The sequence below is a fragment of the Candidatus Poriferisodalis sp. genome, from assembly GCF_965208555.1.
Lineage (GTDB): Bacteria > Actinomycetota > Acidimicrobiia > Acidimicrobiales > Poriferisodalaceae > Poriferisodalis.
On the sequence record NZ_OZ242342.1, the window covers coordinates 1,544,633 to 1,562,706 of the forward strand.

General features: G+C 63.9%; 19 protein-coding genes and 1 tRNA gene. 13 read left to right on the plus strand and 7 right to left on the minus strand.

Annotation, left to right across the window (positions count from 1 at the left end):
* Positions 1-109: 109 nt before the first annotated feature.
* The 5 genes from ACOGXE_RS07150 (at position 110) to ACOGXE_RS07170 (ending at position 2,105) form a co-directional block, all read left to right on the plus strand.
* On the plus strand, positions 110-496 hold the full coding sequence (locus tag ACOGXE_RS07150; protein ID WP_419933256.1) for a helix-turn-helix domain-containing protein: 387 nt from the start codon (positions 110-112) through the stop codon (positions 494-496).
* 231 nt (positions 497-727) lie between these two features.
* Entirely contained in the window at positions 728-940 is a 213-nt protein-coding gene (locus tag ACOGXE_RS07155; RefSeq protein WP_419933257.1) for a hypothetical protein, read from the plus strand.
* Complete coding sequence (locus tag ACOGXE_RS07160) at positions 937-1,206, plus strand: hypothetical protein (RefSeq protein ID WP_419933258.1); 270 nt, start codon at positions 937-939, stop codon at positions 1,204-1,206. Before ACOGXE_RS07155 ends, ACOGXE_RS07160 begins: the two co-directional genes overlap by 4 nt.
* The gene (locus ACOGXE_RS07165) at positions 1,203-1,439 is read left to right on the plus strand and encodes a hypothetical protein (RefSeq protein WP_419933259.1); all 237 of its coding nucleotides are present in this window, start codon (positions 1,203-1,205) and stop codon (positions 1,437-1,439) included. Before ACOGXE_RS07160 ends, ACOGXE_RS07165 begins: the two co-directional genes overlap by 4 nt.
* Before the next feature lie 177 nt (positions 1,440-1,616).
* Complete coding sequence (locus ACOGXE_RS07170) at positions 1,617-2,105, plus strand: hypothetical protein (protein WP_419933260.1); 489 nt, start codon at positions 1,617-1,619, stop codon at positions 2,103-2,105.
* Positions 2,106-2,719: 614 nt separating this feature from the next.
* Here the strand turns inward: ACOGXE_RS07170 and ACOGXE_RS07175 are convergent.
* Together ACOGXE_RS07175 and ACOGXE_RS07180 are read right to left on the minus strand one after the other, a co-directional pair.
* The gene (locus ACOGXE_RS07175; protein WP_419933261.1) at positions 2,720-4,036 is read right to left on the minus strand and encodes a hypothetical protein; all 1,317 of its coding nucleotides are present in this window, start codon (positions 4,034-4,036) and stop codon (positions 2,720-2,722) included.
* A gap of 209 nt (positions 4,037-4,245) precedes the next feature.
* Positions 4,246-4,677 carry a hypothetical protein gene (locus ACOGXE_RS07180; protein ID WP_419933262.1) on the minus strand — a complete coding sequence of 144 codons (432 nt, stop codon included), beginning with the start codon at positions 4,675-4,677 and terminating at the stop codon, positions 4,246-4,248.
* 385 nt (positions 4,678-5,062) lie between these two features.
* On the opposite strand from ACOGXE_RS07180, the gene ACOGXE_RS07185 reads away from it, so the two are divergent.
* Entirely contained in the window at positions 5,063-5,785 is a 723-nt protein-coding gene (locus tag ACOGXE_RS07185; RefSeq protein WP_419933263.1) for a hypothetical protein, read from the plus strand.
* A gap of 291 nt (positions 5,786-6,076) precedes the next feature.
* On the opposite strand, the gene ACOGXE_RS07190 is transcribed toward ACOGXE_RS07185, so the two are convergent.
* Positions 6,077-6,724, minus strand: a complete 648-nt coding sequence (locus tag ACOGXE_RS07190; RefSeq protein ID WP_419933264.1) for a DUF7380 domain-containing protein — start codon at positions 6,722-6,724, stop codon at positions 6,077-6,079.
* Between the two features lie 353 nt (positions 6,725-7,077).
* On the opposite strand from ACOGXE_RS07190, the gene ACOGXE_RS07195 reads away from it, so the two are divergent.
* From ACOGXE_RS07195 to ACOGXE_RS07205, 3 genes are all read left to right on the plus strand, one after another.
* Positions 7,078-7,845, plus strand: coding sequence for a TIGR02391 family protein (locus ACOGXE_RS07195; protein WP_419933265.1), 768 nt, complete (start codon positions 7,078-7,080; stop codon positions 7,843-7,845).
* 572 nt (positions 7,846-8,417) lie between these two features.
* The gene (locus ACOGXE_RS07200) at positions 8,418-9,056 is read left to right on the plus strand and encodes a hypothetical protein (RefSeq protein WP_419933266.1); all 639 of its coding nucleotides are present in this window, start codon (positions 8,418-8,420) and stop codon (positions 9,054-9,056) included.
* Between the two features lie 355 nt (positions 9,057-9,411).
* Positions 9,412-9,669, plus strand: a complete 258-nt coding sequence (locus tag ACOGXE_RS07205) for a hypothetical protein (protein WP_419933267.1) — start codon at positions 9,412-9,414, stop codon at positions 9,667-9,669.
* A 340-nt stretch (positions 9,670-10,009) separates the two neighbouring features.
* Here ACOGXE_RS07205 and ACOGXE_RS07210 read toward each other — a convergent pair whose 3' ends face one another.
* On the minus strand, positions 10,010-10,273 hold the full coding sequence (locus tag ACOGXE_RS07210; protein WP_419933268.1) for a hypothetical protein: 264 nt from the start codon (positions 10,271-10,273) through the stop codon (positions 10,010-10,012).
* Between the two features lie 57 nt (positions 10,274-10,330).
* On the opposite strand from ACOGXE_RS07210, the gene ACOGXE_RS07215 reads away from it, so the two are divergent.
* From ACOGXE_RS07215 to ACOGXE_RS07230, 4 genes are all read left to right on the plus strand, one after another.
* A complete protein-coding gene (locus ACOGXE_RS07215; protein ID WP_419933269.1) occupies positions 10,331-10,576 on the plus strand; it encodes a DNA cytosine methyltransferase in 246 nt (81 codons plus the stop codon).
* A gap of 947 nt (positions 10,577-11,523) precedes the next feature.
* The gene (locus ACOGXE_RS07220) at positions 11,524-12,414 is read left to right on the plus strand and encodes a hypothetical protein (protein WP_419933270.1); all 891 of its coding nucleotides are present in this window, start codon (positions 11,524-11,526) and stop codon (positions 12,412-12,414) included.
* Complete coding sequence (locus ACOGXE_RS07225; RefSeq protein ID WP_419933271.1) at positions 12,407-14,056, plus strand: hypothetical protein; 1,650 nt, start codon at positions 12,407-12,409, stop codon at positions 14,054-14,056. Before ACOGXE_RS07220 ends, ACOGXE_RS07225 begins: the two co-directional genes overlap by 8 nt.
* Before the next feature lie 204 nt (positions 14,057-14,260).
* A tRNA-Thr gene (locus ACOGXE_RS07230) sits at positions 14,261-14,332 on the plus strand.
* A gap of 45 nt (positions 14,333-14,377) precedes the next feature.
* Here the strand turns inward: ACOGXE_RS07230 and ACOGXE_RS07235 are convergent.
* The 3 genes from ACOGXE_RS07235 to ACOGXE_RS07245 form a co-directional block, all read right to left on the minus strand.
* Entirely contained in the window at positions 14,378-15,655 is a 1,278-nt protein-coding gene (locus ACOGXE_RS07235; RefSeq protein ID WP_419933272.1) for a hypothetical protein, read from the minus strand.
* 100 nt (positions 15,656-15,755) lie between these two features.
* Positions 15,756-16,490 carry a dTMP kinase gene (gene tmk, locus ACOGXE_RS07240; RefSeq protein ID WP_419933273.1) on the minus strand — a complete coding sequence of 245 codons (735 nt, stop codon included), beginning with the start codon at positions 16,488-16,490 and terminating at the stop codon, positions 15,756-15,758.
* Positions 16,487-18,067: an MFS transporter gene (locus ACOGXE_RS07245; protein WP_419933274.1), complete on the minus strand. Its 1,581-nt coding sequence runs from the start codon at positions 18,065-18,067 to the stop codon at positions 16,487-16,489. The genes tmk and ACOGXE_RS07245 overlap by 4 nt, the downstream gene beginning before the upstream one ends.
* Between the last annotated feature and the right edge of the window lie 7 nt (positions 18,068-18,074).

Genomic DNA, 18,074 nt, shown 5'->3' on the forward strand with positions numbered 1-18,074 from the left:
GCCTGCGCCTAGATGTCGTGGACACTGAGGTTGGTATCAGTGTGACAGGTTGAGCTTCCTTTGCGAGCGTGGTGTCTGAGAGGACCTCCATGATCGCGCCGGGGGCTCAATGTCTCACGCCGATGCTCGCTTGACGCCCGCTGGGCGGCTGCTGTTGGTGGAGCGAACCGAGGCAGGGACGACTCAGGCCGAGGTGGCCCGCCAGATGGACCTGGCGCGGGGCACGGTGGCGAAGTGGTGGCACCGCTACCAGGCTGAGGGCGTGGCAGGTCTGGCGGACCGGTCCAGGCGACCGCATCGGTTTCGCGTGAGCACCGACTCGACAATCGGAGATCGGTCCTGCCCACCACAGCGCTCAACCACGCGGGGACCGACCCTTCTGTCGGTGCGCACTGGGGTGCCTCAGGCGGCGATGTTGCGAGTACTGCGGCGTCACGATCTCAATCGGCTCAGCTGGATGGACTGCCGGATGGGGCGGGTGATCCACCGCTACTAGCGATCCCCCGAAGCGAGCTGGCGCACATCGACCGCGAGGCCGTGGGTAGAGTCCCGCCCGTTCCGAAGCGAGAGGAAGTGAGATGGCTGACACGCGTCCGTTTCGGGCCTGGCGCCTCGACGACACCAACCAACCACGCGGCGTCGACGTCAAGGCGCCCTGTCAAACACGCACCCCGAGAACACGCTGCAGGTTGGTCGGTGACAGCGTCGCGTCCAACACGCTGGCATCATGAGTGGTTCACCGTCCGTTGACCATCTCGCCGTGGCAGTCGAGAACTGGGCACGTGACATGAGCCACCAGATCGCTCCGATGCGGGAGAACAGCCAGCACCGGCGCAACGCCCAACTCGTCTTCGATGACCTCATGGTCGCGCTCGCGCACGGATTCGAGACGCTAGCGGCAGAACTCGCCAAGTACCGAACCGAGAGTCTTGACACATGAGCCAAGACACTCGCAAGACGTGGGTCGTGGCCAAGGTAGCGCCACCCCCGAGATTCAAGGGAATACCCCATCAACAATTCCTACCGGTCGAAGTGTGGCTGAGTAACGACCCGCTTCTCACAGACGACGAAGTGAGGATCGCGGACGGTCCCGGTGCCACGTCCGGATGGCTGGAGAAGCTGGACTTGCGGGTCGACCTCAGTTCCGGACCGGTTGCCGAACTCGCGGACGGCAGGGTCGTGTTGGGAACGATTCCGGCAGAATGATGCAACCATCGCAACAGGCACTCATCGGCGTGACCCATCTCGAAGCTGCGGTGCTAGATGCCATCGGCGACGACACGCTCACAGCGGTGCAGATTCGTCAGCGGTTGTTCCCTGACAACAACAAGGTTTCATCTGATCTTGTAGAGGGCGTGCTATGGCGGTTCTGTGATTCAGGACAGCTTGACGACGACCAGCTTGGTTACCGCATGCACTACCGGTACACACGCGCATGAATCTGCTGTGTAGTCACGCGCATGAGTCCCATGATCATGGACGAGTGCCACAAGCAGGTCACGAAACGGCAGAAAGCACGCAACCCCGCCCAAAGGTCGGATCGCTGCCCGTCACCCCTGAACAGCTAGGCAGAGTGCTCGTCAGCAGCCCACCAAGACAAGACTGGAACTACGAGCGTGAATGAGGCAGAAGGTCGCAGCGGACGCAGGAGGCGGCGGTGGCGGATCGCTGGTCTCTCGATTCTCGGCTTGGTGATCCTGGCAGCTGCCATCGGTGCGCTCACCGATGAATCCGAGGACTCGACACCCGCAACTGACGATAGGCGTCCTGTTCCCACGGCGACCACAGTGCGGCCTGATACACAGCGCAGCAGTCCGTTCCCGGATACGGCAGCAGAGGCCTTCGAGCCGTGCGTATCGGCCTGGGATGGCAACCACGAGGGCTTCGAGGCGCTCATACGGGGAGTGCTGAACGATCCGGGCAGCATGGAAACGCACGGCACCTACTACAACTCGTCAGACAGCACCAGCGACGGAACGATCCTCATTCGGCTCAACTACGGGGCACGCAACGCGTTCGGTGGCATGGTGCGCGTTGACGCGCGGGGATTGATGGACGTGAGAACATGCGAGATCGTCGAAGTGATCAGCTATGGCTTCGAGTGAACACACGCGATCAGCCCGTGTAGCCACGCGCATGAGTCCCGTGACTTGGATCCTCTCTCGCCCGCATCCCACCTCACGAGGTGCCTGATCTGGTCGTCGAGACGAACTCGCAGGTCCTCGGTTTCGTTCCAGGCGAGATGCCGGGTGCTGCGTATCCGAACTGCAGTTCTTGCGGATGATCTCGTCTATAGGTGAAGATCGCCGGTTTGCCGAGACCATGCGCGAATCCGACTTCGCGATCGACGCTCCCGCGCACGCCGTCGCTAGCGTCGGTGAAGTCCTCAACGGCAGAGTCTGCTTGGCTTGTCTTTGCCTGCATCTGCGCGTCGCTGAGTCCAGCGTCTCGGTCCAGCGGTTCTCGCCTGCAGCCTCCCGCTCGGCCGTTTTGCGCCGAAGCTCCCGCAGTGGAAAGGACACCTGTTGCTGACCGGCCGGATCGGTCATGAGTGCGAGCAGTAGTCAGGCACCTTCTTGCGGAACCACCGGGTCAGCGATGCGGCGAGCACTCCTATCGCCCAGCGACCTGGTCCTGCCGGCGACACAACGACTTCCCTGCGCGTCACGGTCAGCACTTTGGTCGGGTCATGCTGCGCAGCAGGCGGCTTCCGCAGTCGCTAACCGCCATCGGCTGTCGAGTCATTCTGCGAGCGGTGTTCATCTCCTATGGCGGGGCTAATCCAAGTGCCGGGTCGCGCGGACTGAATGAGACGGATCGCATCCATGGATTCCATTCGGTCCTCGGCGACATCTCGCCAGATGGGGAACAGGTCAACAGTCCGAATGTGAACGGTCTCGGCGACTCGGGCGACTTCGTCGAGCGCAGGGTTGGGCGAAGGCCGAGTCGAGGGATCCCTGCGCCGGTGCGGGTTCGTGATCCATAGAGTCAGATCAGGGAAGCGCTCATTCTCCTCGCGATATAGATCGCGGTATTCGCGCAACTGACGGGCGTCGCTCGACTTGGTGTCGTTGGGATAGCCCTTGACCTCGACGATCGCCTCCCACGTGTCGTCACCGGGCACCGTCAGGCGCAGATCCTCGCGATTCGCATCGCTGGGCGACTTCTCCTTATCCATGTTGCGCACTTGGAATCCGATTCCGGCTAGGAGTTCTTCGACGGCCTCGACAAGGTCGTCGCCATCGCTCCACAGAGCCCGAACGACTCCGGCTTCGGCACGCTCAGCTTCGACGCGCATCTCGTCCTTCAGACGCTCTCGGTTCCTTCGCATCCGTTCGATCTTGGAGTCGATGTCGGCGATCTTCCGGGCGACGCGTAGCTGGTCGGGGGTGTACCAGTCCGACGGCTGCAACAGTCGCGGCGGCGGCGTGGGGACGCGGCCAGGCGAGATCTCGTGCAGGTCCTGAAGAAACGAGCGAAACCACGCGCCGAGATTGTCAACGAACGGCAGCGCGAGCGTGATGATCGGTTGACCTTCGCCCTGACCTGCGTGCGTGCGTTGATAGCGCAGCGCGACCGGACGTCTGATGGTCGTTTCAACCAGATGCTCTGGATCTGCCTCCCAGTCACGCGTTGCTTCAATCGTCTCTGGCGCATCGCTGTCGCTCCACAACGACTTCACTAGATCATCCGCCAGCTCCCTGTAGAACTCGGGACAAGTCTCAGGCACCCACAACTGGTGTTCGGTGCTGTTCTCGGATCGAAGCGCGATCTTGCCCGTAACCCCGCGCGTGTCCGGGTGGTGCCAATGCGTCTCCAGCCACCGCGGCGCAAGAGCGAGCACGTGTATCGCCCTCGGAAACCTCGCCACATGCGGCGCTGACATGACCGCTATGTCCGTTTCGAACGGACTGAAGCGCTCGACGTAGTCGGCCCAGGAAGCCACGTTGTGCAGCGTTCCGCACAGCGGCTCGATGGCGTCAACCCGCTCCTGGTCCAAGCCGACAGCTGCGACTCGCGGCCTTGCGAACTCCATGTCTCACGAACCTCAAACTGGGAGCATCGACGCGGGGCACGCTACCGACCTCACTGCAGGCGAGCGCCGATGGCAAACCGCTGCTGCATCGCTGATGCGCCTCGCCCATCGCGGCACACGCTGGCCGACAGCGCTGCTAGGCAGATGCCTTTACGAGCACCTGTTCTCGATGCCAGCGGACCCAGCAAGACTCATCAATACCCAGTTACTCACATAGCCTCGTTTTGCAATCGCGCACGAGACGACGTGCCGACGACTACGACGACTACCGGGTTGGGTACCTCGGTTTCCACAGCACTGAGGGCAACCTCTGGCTCGGCGACGAGCGACGAGTCCGCTTGGGCGAACTCGAAGAAATGATCGACGGACGCGCCATCGGACGCATCATCCACTTCAGCTCGTGCTCTGTTATGCGCCCCGACCGCCACGCAATCATGAGGTCGCAAGCCAGCGTCCATAGCATTCATGTGCAGATTGGTAGCTTTCATCTGCCATGCAACAGGGAGGGCTGCGCCGGCATTCGGCAGGTGCCGCGGGTGCGACTGACAGCCGATTGCGCGGATCGTATCGACCCAGCCCGCGAACGACGATGTCGAACGCACGCGCTCGCGCGAAGCACCGAGAAACGGCCTCGAAGACATGACACGAGAGGCCGGCACGGACCAGCGCCCCCAGGACCACAGCAATCAACCATCCACAGGCAGAAAGCGCTCGCGCAGCGGTCCGAGCGCGTTCGAGCGCGGAATCGACCCGCGCCAGCCTTGCTCGATCTGCGCCAAGCCGTTCGCTGATCTCCCATTGCAGGACGACCATGTAATGCCGATCGGATCAGGCAACGCCGCCGATGGGTTCGTGCTCGTCCACGCTGACGGCAAGTTCAGCGTGCACCCTGCGTCCCACAGGCCGACCAGTGGAGAGCTGTACGCGCCCGTGCCGTGCGGTGCGCTTACCCATGCCGGCTGCAACATGTCCAAGGGCGCAACACGAGACATAGGCAGATGGAGGCACTCAAGCCTCTCACCTCTCGTGATAGCGGTCAGCAAGTCAGGAAAGCGCGTTGTCGTCCCGACCCTGGAGATCCTCGACCCGGCCGACGAACTGGACTGGTCACTCGCCCAGCAGGAAGCCTATGACCGCGGACTAGAAGCGTTGCGTCGCCAAGGCCATGAGTCAGCTCGACACTTCAAGACCATCGAGGAACTGCAATCCGAGCGACTGGACCTAGAGCGCGATCAGCGACGGGTCGAAGCCGAAGCCGAAGCCGACGAAATGATCGCTAAGGCGGAAGCCAAGTTTGCTGCGATGGACGACTGGCGCGAAGTGCGAGCCGCCAACGAGAGAATCGCCAACAAATGGCGCGAAGTCGAGCAAGCCCTAGAAGACATGCAGGTTGAAACCGAGGTTGGGGGCTACTTCGACGGATGCTTCGAGTACGACGCTGCTCAAGCACTGAAGCGACGCTGGTCCGCCACCTCGCGCCTCGGACAAGACCGAGCAAACCAGATCTACAGCGAAACAGTTCAGAGTTTCAAGGACTCACGCGTGGGCCAAGCACTGGCGAGGCACCTAATGACTCTCGACCCCGAGGACCGCGTCGCGGCCTACAACTCTCACGAAGAACAGCGAGCCCAAACTCTCCGCCCTGTGGACCGAGCGAAGGCCGAAATAGCACGCGAAGCCATCGACGATCTCGACGTGGAACTTGCCTATGGAGGGTCCGACAGGGGATTCATTGCGAAGCTCCGGTAGCGCCCCTGCGGACGGGCCGGGACGCCAGACTTCGGTGTCGTGCGTCCTCACCTGACTCGCCGCTGCGCTCAACGAGGCATCGCTCGATATGCAACACACCCCGAAGGCGCAAGGAACCAAGCTGCCTTACCAGCACAGCGAACCGCCTTGACGACCATCCCGCAGGGGGCGACTCCACTGCTGATGCCACCAGCCGCGCCGGAGTGAGACTGTGGTCACCCGGTTCGGTCTTGGTCGCACAACGCGTCGGGACCGATGCGACACCCGATAACGGTTCCCGCAGGCGGGCTGTCAACGGTGGTGCAACAGGAGGCTCACGTGGCTCTCGAAGAACTCGAAGCCCGACGAGAGCGCGACTTCCGGATACTCGTGCAAGAAGCTGTCGATCCGGCTCGCGATCCAATCGTGCAGTTCGTCGTTTCCGGCCCGATAGCTCAGTTCGAGTGCGCGCAGCAGCACACTCAAGCGCTCCTCGTCATCGACCTGCTCCAGCTCGGCGATTCGCAGATAGGCGTCGATGGCGGCTTGGCTGCGCTCCTTGAGGTTGCCATCGGCACGCACCCACAGCAGGTCCATGAGCCTGGCCTTGAGCAGCGGGTTCAGCCGGTCACTCGATGCGCAGGCGCGCCACAGATCCACTGACTGCTGCGGGACTTCCGACAGCTCCACCGGCGACGGCCTTCCTGCCGCGTCCGCAGGAGAGGGCACGAACGGGTCCCGCTCGCAGCCTCTCGCTGTAGTACTGAGACGCAGTTCGTACATGCAGGCTTCTGCGATTGCATAGAGCCCCCAGTCGTCAGGACAGTCAAGCCAGCGGTCGTAGAACGATTCACCGAGGTCACGCACTCTGACCCAGAAGCGCCCAGCGGTCATCGCGTCCGCGAAAAACGCATCCGCGTAGCTCACGTACCTATCAGCGTCAACCGTCTCCATGTCCATGGCAAGGAGAATGCGCAGGCGAGCGACAACAGGTCACGAATTGCGCCCAAAGAAGCCATTCGAGGGTCGAACCAGCGTCTCTCCAGCGAGCCACGGTGCTCACACTGACACCGGCGACGCGGGCTGCCACGACTAAAGAGCCGCCACCGCGGGCACAGTCCACCACCCGTCGGATGCGGTGCCGCTTCTCGCTCTGTGTTGTCGCCATGGCGGCGACAATGCCCTCACATGCCGAGCGGCAGCATCGTCGCGTCCGAATCGACAGCTACATTGCACGCCGCTGAACCAGGAGCCCTCCGATTGGATCGCCTCAGTGGCGGCATTCATGGGCACTGCGAACCTCGGAAATCGTGATGCCAGAACTCGACATCGACGAAGCGCAAAGAACAGTCAGCGAGTTCCTGCAGGTGTTGAACGTGAACAAGTCCGTCGATGACGCCTACAGCATCCACGACATGAACTCTCAGTCAACCAGTCCGCGGGATCACCCTTCCCATTCCGGGCTTCTACGCCTGCAGCCGCTCATCGAGCAAATCGCCGGTGTCGTTGATCCGGACGAACCGAGAGACAGATTCAAGCCGCAAGGCCAATTCTGGCAATGGGATACCGCGAGTGAAGCCGCCGAACGTCTTGCCGGCATCCTCAGCCAAGCCGACCGCAGAGAAGCGATCTTCCCGACGCGAGGCCCAGCGCTCAGGGCCGTTGGCCTTCACGGTTGGGTCTGGGATGCTGCGCGCGGCCGCTGGGATGACGGTTACTTTCGTGACGCGGTCCACGCTGCTGCTGAAGCCGTGCAGCAGAAAACGCGGGTCCGCTTAGAACGACGGGATCTCTCCGGCAAGAGTGTCTATGAGCAGGCTTTCTCGCTTGACGAAGCCAGCGAGGCGAATCCCCGACTTCGGCTCACCGTGGTGGATGAAGAGGACGCCGAGAGTTGGCGCTCGGCGCATCTCGGCGCCATGCATCTCGGCATCGCCGTAACCGCGGGGATTCGGAACTTGTCAGGTCATCATGCCGTCGAATTGAGCGAACAAGAGGCCCTTGAGCAGCTCGCTGCCCTCAGCGTTCTGGCACGCTGGGTCGATTCCAGCAAGCGGCATCCTCAGTCAATAGAAGCCTGAGACACAGCACTGTCGGGACTACCAGTCCGCTGATGGCGAACACTGCTGCAACGAGCTTCAGCATCGTTGAGCGCATGCTCCAGGCAGCTGTACACCATCCGCGCGAGCGATCCGCCGCTCGGATGACCAGTTGTCGTGGACATAGAGGCTGGCAACAGAGCAATGGGTTGAGCCCACCGTGGGAACGCAGTGTCGGCGGGAACGGACACGACGACAAGAGGCCCGATGTCTCACGCTGGTGCACGCCAGACAGCCATGGGGAGGCGGCTCTTGGTCGAACGGATCAAGGCCGGCGCCCCCGAGGCTGGGGTGGTCCGCCAGATGGGTCCAAACGGGTGAGCTTGATCGTATGCCGGCCGTGATGCCGTATCGGGACGCAGGTGTGCTGGCGAGAATGCTGAGGTGGCTGGCCGAATACAGCCAGCTCGACGCGATGGCGCTTGGTCGGACTCGCAAGACCAGACGTCGAAGTAAGCGGTGGACTGGTCGCGGACGAGGCCGGAAGCTAGGTCGGGACGCGGGGCTTCGGGCTATTCGGGTCTTCTCGTTCGGTTGCTCATTACGTTCCATCCATGACTGTGACCACTCCTGAACTCGATTCCAGTGTCCAGACTGTCAACGGGTTTTGCGCTGATCTCGTGGCGGATTCCGATGCCTCGTCGTTTGCGCTGGAGGATCTGCGGCGGCGTATCGACGAGCATCGCGAATCCCATGACGATCCTGACCGAGCGTTCACGGCGCTGTCCGTGGCGTGCGGATACACGACACGCCGCGGCCAGCCCGACCCTCACGGCGACTTGGCGCTCGGGGAATGGATTCCGGGATGGATCGACATCGAGCATGACAGCATGCTCACCTGCCCGCCGCCGCTCGACCGAGTGAACAGCACGATCCAGGACCGATGGGCCGAACTCGCCCAGGAGACCGCCCTTCACCCGTTGCTGCGCGCACGGCTCGCGGACCTGCTGAGCACGCTGGGGCACGGCAACGCATCCGAGTTCGAGCAGATCGCAGTGCACGCATACCTCGAAACGCTCGCCGACCCCGCAATCGACGAGCGAGAGCGCATGACCGCGCTCAGACGCCTCGCGCACCTAAGCGACGAACTCCAAGACCCCCGCCTGCCGCAGATCGTCGCAGCCAACCTGCCGGCTAGTTGCGCACGCCGAGGCTCCCGAGGGATCGACGACGGGACACTCGCCGCTGCATAAGCCGCTGACCGGCAGCGCTGTCGATAGGCCAACCCACCGCGGACTGCCGGTAGTCGTTTCGCGTGAAATTGTGTGCGCGTGATGCAGGCGCGCCGCCGACGGCGGTGTGGCGTAGAGCAAGGTGACCTCATTCTGAAGCGTGAGGGGCACACCAGCGATTTCTGCGGATTCGGAAAACTCACCGAGTCACTTGCATCTGCTTAGGAAATTGCGCGGGATAGCGTCACAGCGGGCACGTCGGAACAGAGGAGGGCTGTCTATGAGGCGGGCATTCGCCGCTCTCGGAGCTGTGCTGCTCGCCAGTTGTGCAAGCTCAGGTCCCGAGTTAAGCGATGAGCGATCCTGCGAGGCTGCAGTGGCGAACATCTTCGCTCTCAGCGCCGAGCGCGATGCCATTGCCAGCGGGCAGATCAACAACGTCGGCGAAGCCTCCGATGTCTACGAGCAGCTCGTCATCGTTCACGGACGCCTTGAGACAACGCTGATCCAAGCACGATCACGCTGTGGTGATTCAGCGCTGCTCAAGGACATCGAGACGGTGGTGGACGAGGACCGTCAGTCCCTCGCCGAATTCTGCAGTGAGGTGCTCGATCGGCCCATCTCGCGCTGCTGACGCTCAACCGCCATTCAATGCCGAGTTCAGACGAGTCTGCGCAATTCCAAGTCGACGACGGCCACAGCCGCACTTGGGCTGACAAGGGAGCATCATCCGCTGGGTGCACTCCCGACTTCACGCGAACCCGCGCATCTCAGATTGCATCTGGACCCATCTCGACACCGGGTCCTTGACATAGGAGCTCAGCTAGGCGCTTCGTGCGTGAGGACTGCCGGATGTCCGAGCCGCTCGCGTATCGAGGGCACCGATCACGACTACTCGTGGCGTCGCCATGGTACTGAAGCGACAGGACGAGCGCCGAGCAGCGAGCATGCGGGTTCGGCTGCGGGCTGATGAGTCAGGCGTCGTCGTCTTTGGGGTACCGGGATTCCAAGAGGTTCTGCGTGTCGGTGAAGCGCTGGTTCAGCTGTTCCCAGATGGGCTCGATCTTGGGATGTGTGTCCATCCCCGATGCGCGAATCATGAACAGAACGTCGAAGTACGCATTGCCGACTGCGGCAAGCACTCGGCCGCTCGCCAACGACAGCAGGTCGGGATCGTCGCACGCATCGGTGAACCGAGCCGCCAGACGTTCGCTTTGGATGCTGAAGTAGTGCGCCATCGGTCGAAGTGTAGGAGAGGCAGAATCGATCAGCCCGCGCCGACGCTCCCTGCGTCGATGGGCGGGAACCACACACCAATCGTCGACCAAGACTGGCTCGAAGGCAACGACAGCTGCTGGGTCACCCGCTATGGCGCGCACCTTTTCGACGGCGGCGAGACCTGCAAAATAATCGCGCAGCGTCTTCGACCCATCACCGTCCAAGAGGCCGCTGCCATCCAGAGCCTTCCTGCCGACATGGAGTGGCGTGGCACCCGCAGCGCCGTCTACCGACAAATCGGCAACGCAGTTCCGTCGGGCTAGTCGACAGCCGTCGCGATAACGCTCACAGATTCACTGGGCACGCGCGTCTGATGGCCAAGGCGGATATTGAGGCCACAGCGGCAGCTGCAATTGCCTTACGCAGTCCGATACGGCGTATCGGTACATATCGCCTTCGGACCACTGGTGATCGTAGCAATCCAATATGACTCGATAGATCGCGTCAGCTGTGAGCCAAGACTCAGAGACTGGAACACGATGCGTATCACAGATCGATCTGAACTCGGCAGATCTCGACGTCAATCCTGATGACCCCATATACGCACCGTCTGGACAATCGGCATCCAGGCGCGGTCCGCAGCATGCCCTATGCGCACGTCGTCGACGGTCCCAGTGCCCGGTATCGCACGCAATGTCGACAGCTCAGCATTGCATCAAGATCACTGCATCGCGCATCCGTCAAGTTTGCCGAATAGTCCGTTGTTCCAGCATCATCGACATGCGGCAGCAGTCGAACGACCGAACTCTTGAAACCTTTGACGTTATCGCTCGGGCGTCCTATTTTCGGCGACTCTGACTTCGGCTGTTGTCCGATCTCAGCGCCACACTCAGGACTCCTCGATGTCCAATTCCGTACAACTCACGCGTGCTGTTTCCCGGTTGTCCAAATCCTCAGGGAACGCACTTGAATTAAAATACGTGCGTCTGGTTAAAGACAGGTCGGTCGCCGCATCTTTCCTCCAAGATCGCTGCGGCGACCGACCAATTGATCTGCCATTCACTATGGCAGGTCTGACCAGATGCAATGCCTCAACTAGCCATACCGCAACTAGCCATACCGCAACTGATAGATGCAATATAACACGTTCCCGCTTCCGCCCAGCTCTCGGTTCGCCGAGAACCAGTGGAAGCGCACGTCCGCGATTCGGCCGATTTCACCCCGGATGCCGCATCGTATTCGCTCCGCAATCGGCGCCTGGAATCTCATCATGAGGGACGACTGGTGCATTTCGTCTTGGCTGCAGCCGATCAGCAGCGAAATAGCAGCCAGCTACGACCACAACGCAGGCTCATACCACAAAATCAACACCCTGATATTCGAGCTATTCGCCTACTTCGAAAGCGCCGGATTAGAACAGCTTCAGGATCTCACTGACGATGTCATCCCCGAATGGGTCGATTCGCCCGGATACAACGCACAGACCCAGACCCACTACGACCCCGCGCCGACAACGCAGAGAAACCGGCTGTGGGCGGCACGGCTTGCGCTGAAGGCAGCACGACAGCTCGGCGCCCCCATCGACGCCAACGCACTGGTGCGCGGAGCAGTCATCGCAGAGGACGGCGGACGCAAGACCAAGCTGCTGACCGACACTCAGCTCGACAGGGTCAAGACCCACGCGGACCCCGGAACGCGTCCGTCACGGCGATCAGTGGCTGTGACGCTGTCGCTCGCAGGAGCCAAACCGGCGGAGATCCCCGCCGTGTGCCTCGCGGACATCGACCTGAATGTCGGCACCGTCCGACTCGGCACCGGCGACAACGCCCGCGTCAACTCGCTCAGCGAATGGGGCTGCCGCACCATCCGGAGGCGCATCGAGCACACCCCGCCCGATTCGCGCACAGAGCCGCTGTGCGTCCGGCCTGCCACATCGCCCATTGGCGCAGCGCGCAGCATCCGCACCCAGCTGTCGCAGCTCATGCGCCAAGCCGGCATCGGGCACATCGACGGCATCAGCGGCATGTCGATCCGCTACACCGCAGCACGCAAAGTCTTCGAATCAGCGGGAATCGAAGCAGCCGCCAGGTTCCTCGGCACCGGCTCTCTCGACACCGCCGCAGCCGCAGTCGGACACACCTGGAGGTCCGACGATGGCTAGAGGCAAGACCAAGGCGCAGACAAGACAGCAGCGCAAGCCATACGCATTCAGCGAAGGCTTAATAGTCGCCGCAGCCGAACTCGACATCGACCCCTCCGACGACACCATCGCGGACCGCAAAGACGGACCCATCGGCGTCACCCCGAAGCGGCTCTCCAAAGAGAAGCGGAAGCGCAAGATCAAGAGCAAGCCGCTCAAGATCTCCGACACCGCAATGATGGAGATCTGCGCGGTGTCCAAGCCGCTGTGGGACCTGCATCTCGAACTGCAGCCCGCCTTCGAGCACACACCCGGCGACGGCGGACGGCCATGCGAGTACGTCGCCGCCGACGCGCTCGTGTTCTGGCTCGCCAAATGGTCCTACGGCGGCGAGCGTCCAGCCGAACGCAACCTCGCTGACCTGCAGACATGGAAGCGGCTGCGCAAAGCCGTCAAACGCGCCCACCCCGACAACAAGCGGTTCCGGCTCTCCAAGCGGCCACCCAGCCGCGACCAGTACCGACGCTTCCGCAAAGCAGTCGCCGACCGAGCCGAATTCGACAAAATGCTCGACAAGATCGACGCCATCAGCATCCTCATCGCGACATCCATCGGGCTGTTCAACCGCAACGACCCGTTCAGCACCCCCTCGTCCACCAGCTGCATCATCTCCGACGGCACCTGGATACCCGCGCTCTACAAAGCCCGCATCGAAGAAGCCGTCGACCCCGAAACCGGCGAAAAGCTGCACGCATACGACCCCGAAGCGCTGCAATACACCCGAGACTCCAAAGGCAACATCGTCAGAAGCGCCGGCCACCACGCCGTCATCACCGAAGCCCGCGCACCGCACCCCGGCGAACGCGTGCCGCTGTCGGTCCGGCTGCTCGCCCAGCCAAGCCCCGACAACCCCCAAAGCGAATGCACCCTCGCCATCGACATGGCCTTCAAGCTCATCAACGGCATCGAAGGCGAAGGCGGCAAAGTCTGCGCGTTCATCTACGACATGGCCATGCACCAGACGCACCGAGACCGCCTGCTCGACGCAGGCATCATCCCCGTAGGCAAAGTGCAGCGCACCAAAGGCGGTCACTACGCCTACCGAAACCTCGGCAAGCACAAGTTCAAGCTCACAGACGGCACCATGCGATGGCTCAAAGCCGAAGCCATCGACGGGTCCCCCGCCGTAGCGTTCCGCGACTCCGCCGGCAACGAGCACTACGCGGTGCTCGAACGGATCAAAGCCCACCGCGACTACCAAGCCATGCGCATCGTCGTGTGGGGCCACTGGAGACTCCCCGACGTGGCCGGCGTCCCCAAGAAGCTCCGCGGAGCCGTAGTGCTCATCTGCCACAACAGCACACCCGACGAAATCAACAACAGCTACCGTCGCACACGAGCACTCAGCGTCCTGCCTGAGACCGACCCAAGGGGCGAAGATCTCCTCGGGCTCCGCCAGGACGTCGAATCGCTCAACTCAGACCTCAAAGCACGGCTGCCCCGCAGCCGCGCCGGAACCATCGGACGCAACCCGCTTCTGTTCGAACTCGCCGGCTACCAGCTGTTCACAGGCATCAAAGCGCTCGTCCACTACATGCGCCGCCTCGGTCTGCGCAAGCTCGAAGACTGGTTCGGGACGCACAAGATCCCCCCGAACACTTAGCAGGCACGACGCGGCCCCAAGTTTTCCCCACGAGGGCTAGCTCAGCGCGTCTGCGCGTCGGCGAAACAGCGGTCACGGGCCTAAGCGGCGGCCGTCAAACGTCCGCTCGGCAGCGCTAACCTCCAACGCGTGCGAAAAGCGGTCCGCAACACCGCCTAGAGGCCAAGAAACTGCCATTACGCACCAAGTTTCGCACCAACTCCTGCCCGAGTAGCTCAGTGGCAGAGCGGCTCTCTCGTAAAGAGCAGGTCGTGGGTTCAATCCCCACCTCGGGCTCGCCGGCCGCCCCGATCCCGCCTCGAGGGCGAGGCTGAAGCGGCGTCAGCGGCCGAGGCGGATGAACAGGCAGCTCAGCGCAAGCCGCTGGTTGGCGTTGAAGCGCAGCGCCTCGGCGGCCTCGCCGATGGCGTCGAGCTGCCCGGCGGCCGCATCTGCCCGCAGGCGGCCGGCGCCGGCTTCCTCCCGGATCTGCGAGGCCAGCACCTCCAGGCCCATCGTGAGCTCGTCGGTGCGCACCCGGCGCAGCTCGCGGCGGTGCCGCTCGTCGAGCGAGCTGCGGCCCACGTTCGTCCCGTACAGCTCGGCCTGCTCGTCGGCTGCTGCTCGCTCCGCCTCGTGGCGGGCCTCCAGCGGCGCTGCTGCCTGCTCGGTCGCCTCCAGCGCTTCGTCCACTGCCGCCATCGCCACCGATGCCGTGGCGTCCAAGGAGCCCCGCAGGCGTCGCCACGTCTCGATGCGCACCGCAGCATCGTCGTCGGATGCCAGCAGGCGGGCCCGGTCGATCGAGCCGCCGGCTGCAGCCGCAGCGAAGCCAGCCCGGCCGTGCTCGATGCCCTCGGCGATCAGCAGTGCCTGCAGATCGGCATCGCCCAGCGCTTCGAAGTCCACGCGTGCGCAGCGGGAGGCCAGCGTCTCCATCGACCGGTTGATCTCTTCGGCGAGCAGCACGAAGACACACGACGGCGGCGGTTCCTCGACGGACTTGAGCAGGATCGGCGCGCTCAGCGCGGCACGGTCGACGTCGCAGAGCACGATGACCTTCTGGTCCCCGGCAACGGGCGCGGCCGCCGCTGCGCGCACTGCTTCGCGAGCCTGCTCGGCCGTCATGGCGGCGCCGACACGGTCGAACACGAGCAGGTCGGGATGCTGCTCTGCGAGGGCGAGGCGGCGTTCGCGTTCGGGTGTCGCACTGCGGGCCGCCAGCAGTTCCCCGGCGAACCGGCACGCTGCGCCGCGCAGGCCGGCACCGGCGGGACCGACGAACAGGTAGGAGGGCAGCGGCGAGGCCAGCGCAGCCTGCAGGCGCTCGACGGCTGCCGGCTGGCCGACAATGCCGTCCAGCAAGCTGCCGACCGGCGCCTCGTCGACTTGAGGCTCCGGGGGCGCTGGCGGCCGCGCAGCGGGCACGGAGTCGCCTGCCGCAGCGGGCGAGGGCACAGGCGGCGCTTTCGGCCGCTCCGATTGCGACTCGGACGGTGGTTCCGGCGCAGGCGGCGGCGAGTCGGGCACTATCGCCGGTGCATCGCCGAAGTCGAACAACGAGAGTTCTGCCGGTTCGGCCGGAACCACCTCTTCCCCGACGCCGGAGTCTGACACCACGGCAGTTCCTCAGCTCGTCAAGCGGCGCTGCCGCGTTGACCTGACGGGCAGCGGCTTCCGAGCCGGATGCCGTGGGGCAGCACCTGCGTGCGACGACGCCCTATGCATCGCCCGAGAGCTTTCCGGCGACGGCCTCCCTGACACGCTCCGCGACTCCTGGCCTTCGGCCAGTCCCATCGACAAGCACCCAGCGCTCGGGCTCCGCTGCACACAAGTCCCTGAACCCGTGCCAGACCCGCTCGCGAAACGAGCTGTCAGCATCCTCGAACTTGTCTCCTTGCAGCGCGGTGTGAGATTCCTCGGCGCCCAAGAGCGTCATCTGGATCCCATCGATGTCGTCCTTGCGCTTGGCCCCTTTGTTCTTCTGGCGCGAGCGAGTCCGGGGATGTGCAAGCGGCACGTCAAGCAGGACGACAACGTCGGGCAGGATCACCTCTGGCAAACGGTGACCTGTCGGCGGCGGATCAGGGCGACCTGAGGCGTACTCGATCAGCGCTCGCAGCTCGTCGAGAGGCAGACCCCGCCCGTAACCCTGGTACGCAAGGGTCGAACCGTACGAGCGGTCCGTGACGACATCGCGGCCCTGCGCCAGGTGCGCAGCGACGACTTCGGCAATGTGTTGGGCGCGGTCGGCTGCAAACAGCAAGGCCTCGGCCCGCGGGCTCGGCCAGTAGTCCGCGCCGAGCAGCACCTCACGCAGATGCTCGCCCAGGGGAGTCGCTCCGGGCTCGCGGCTCAGTACCGCTCCGAGATGCTCCGCGAGCAGCGCGGCCTGCGTGGTCTTGCCGCTGCCCTCCCAGCCCTCCAGCGCGATGTAGCGGCCGCGGTCAGTCATGGCCCATTCTCACCGGAGCCGGCTGCCTGCGGCGCCCGGCGGCCTGTGCCCCGCCGGGTGCGCAGCGACAGGGCGGCCAGCACGCCTGCCATCAGGATCAGCAGCGCACCCAGCCACAGCGCTCCCCGCACACCGGGCAGCGCCAGCACCCAATCGCCGATGGAGATCTCGTTGTCGAACGCAACCTCGAAGAACCACTGGAAGCCGTCGGACAGGAACCCGCCGGCCGCCATGGAGATGAGCAGGCAGAACCGCACCAGCGTGTACATCGCCGCGAAGACCCGCCCTCGCAGCACCTCCTCCACGTTCTCGTGCAGCAGGGTCAGCCCGGTGACGTACACCGAGCCGGCCGCCAGCCCCAACATCAAGACCCCGGCGTACACCAGCAGCGTGGTGGACATCGACGCAGCGAAGAACAACGATCCCCCGGCCAAGAAAACTGAGAGCACAAACAGACTGTCGCGCTGGCCAAACTTCGATGCCGCAATGCGCCTGGCTGTGGCGTGGAGAACGCTGATCACTAGGCGAGCGCTCCGGGAGAAGAGGCCCTTCGGAGTCTCAAGCTCGCGGTTCTGAGCTAAGCGGTTCGCCGCCGCCTGCACCAAGGTGAGCAGCATCACTCCGCCGCCGACGCCCAGGCCCATCGCCACCAGGATCGAGCTGAAGCCGGCGCTGCCGGCGCCCAGTACCTCATCGTTGAACACCGCTCCCAGCGGCACCAGCATCCCGCCGCCGATCATGCCGGTGCCCAGCCCCACCAGCACGGCACGCACCTGCGGGTTCAGGGCGATGAAATCCCAGCCTTCGCGGAGCTCACGGAAGCCTTGCCGCCAGTCGATGCGGCGACCGGTGTCACGCTTGCGGTGGGCAGCGGTGATGTGCGGCGACAGCGGCAGCGTTGCGATGATGGCCGCGGCGATGAGGAAGGTGGCCGAGTCGAGCACCAGCGACATCTCCACCTGGCCGATGTCGGTCCAGCCGATCAGCTCGCCCAGCTTGGCCATGAGGGCGAAGGCGCCGGCACCCAGCGGGAACGTGCCATAGGCAGCCACCAAGCCCAGCGAGTTCGCCGCGGTGAGGTGCTCGGTGGGCACGATGTTGGGGACGATGGCCTCCTTGGCCGGACTCCACAGCGAGGTGGCCAGCTCCAGCGCCAGCGATGCCAGCACCAGCAGCCACACCCGGTCGATGAACGGGATGGTCAGCAGCACGCTGGCCCGCACGATGTCGCAGATCACCAGCAGCCGCTTGCGGTTGAAGCGGTCCACGATGATGCCGCCGGCCGAGGCCAGGAAGAAGCCGGGCAGCACCCGTGCGGTGACGACCAGCGCGATGGCCGAGCCGGGCTGGTCGCCCCCGATGCGTCGCGCCACCTCGATGGTGGCAAGCAGCCCGATCCAGTCGCCGAAGGAGCTGACTACTTGCGCGACCCACAGGCGCAGGAAGCCCGGTGCCGCGAACAACCCCGGCCGCGGTGATCCGTCGGGGGCCCCACCGTCGACCTCTGCATCGGCCTGAGAGCTGCCGTCGGGCGCGTCCGAGCCGGCGGACGACTGCGTCGAACGATCGGAACCCATGGCACTC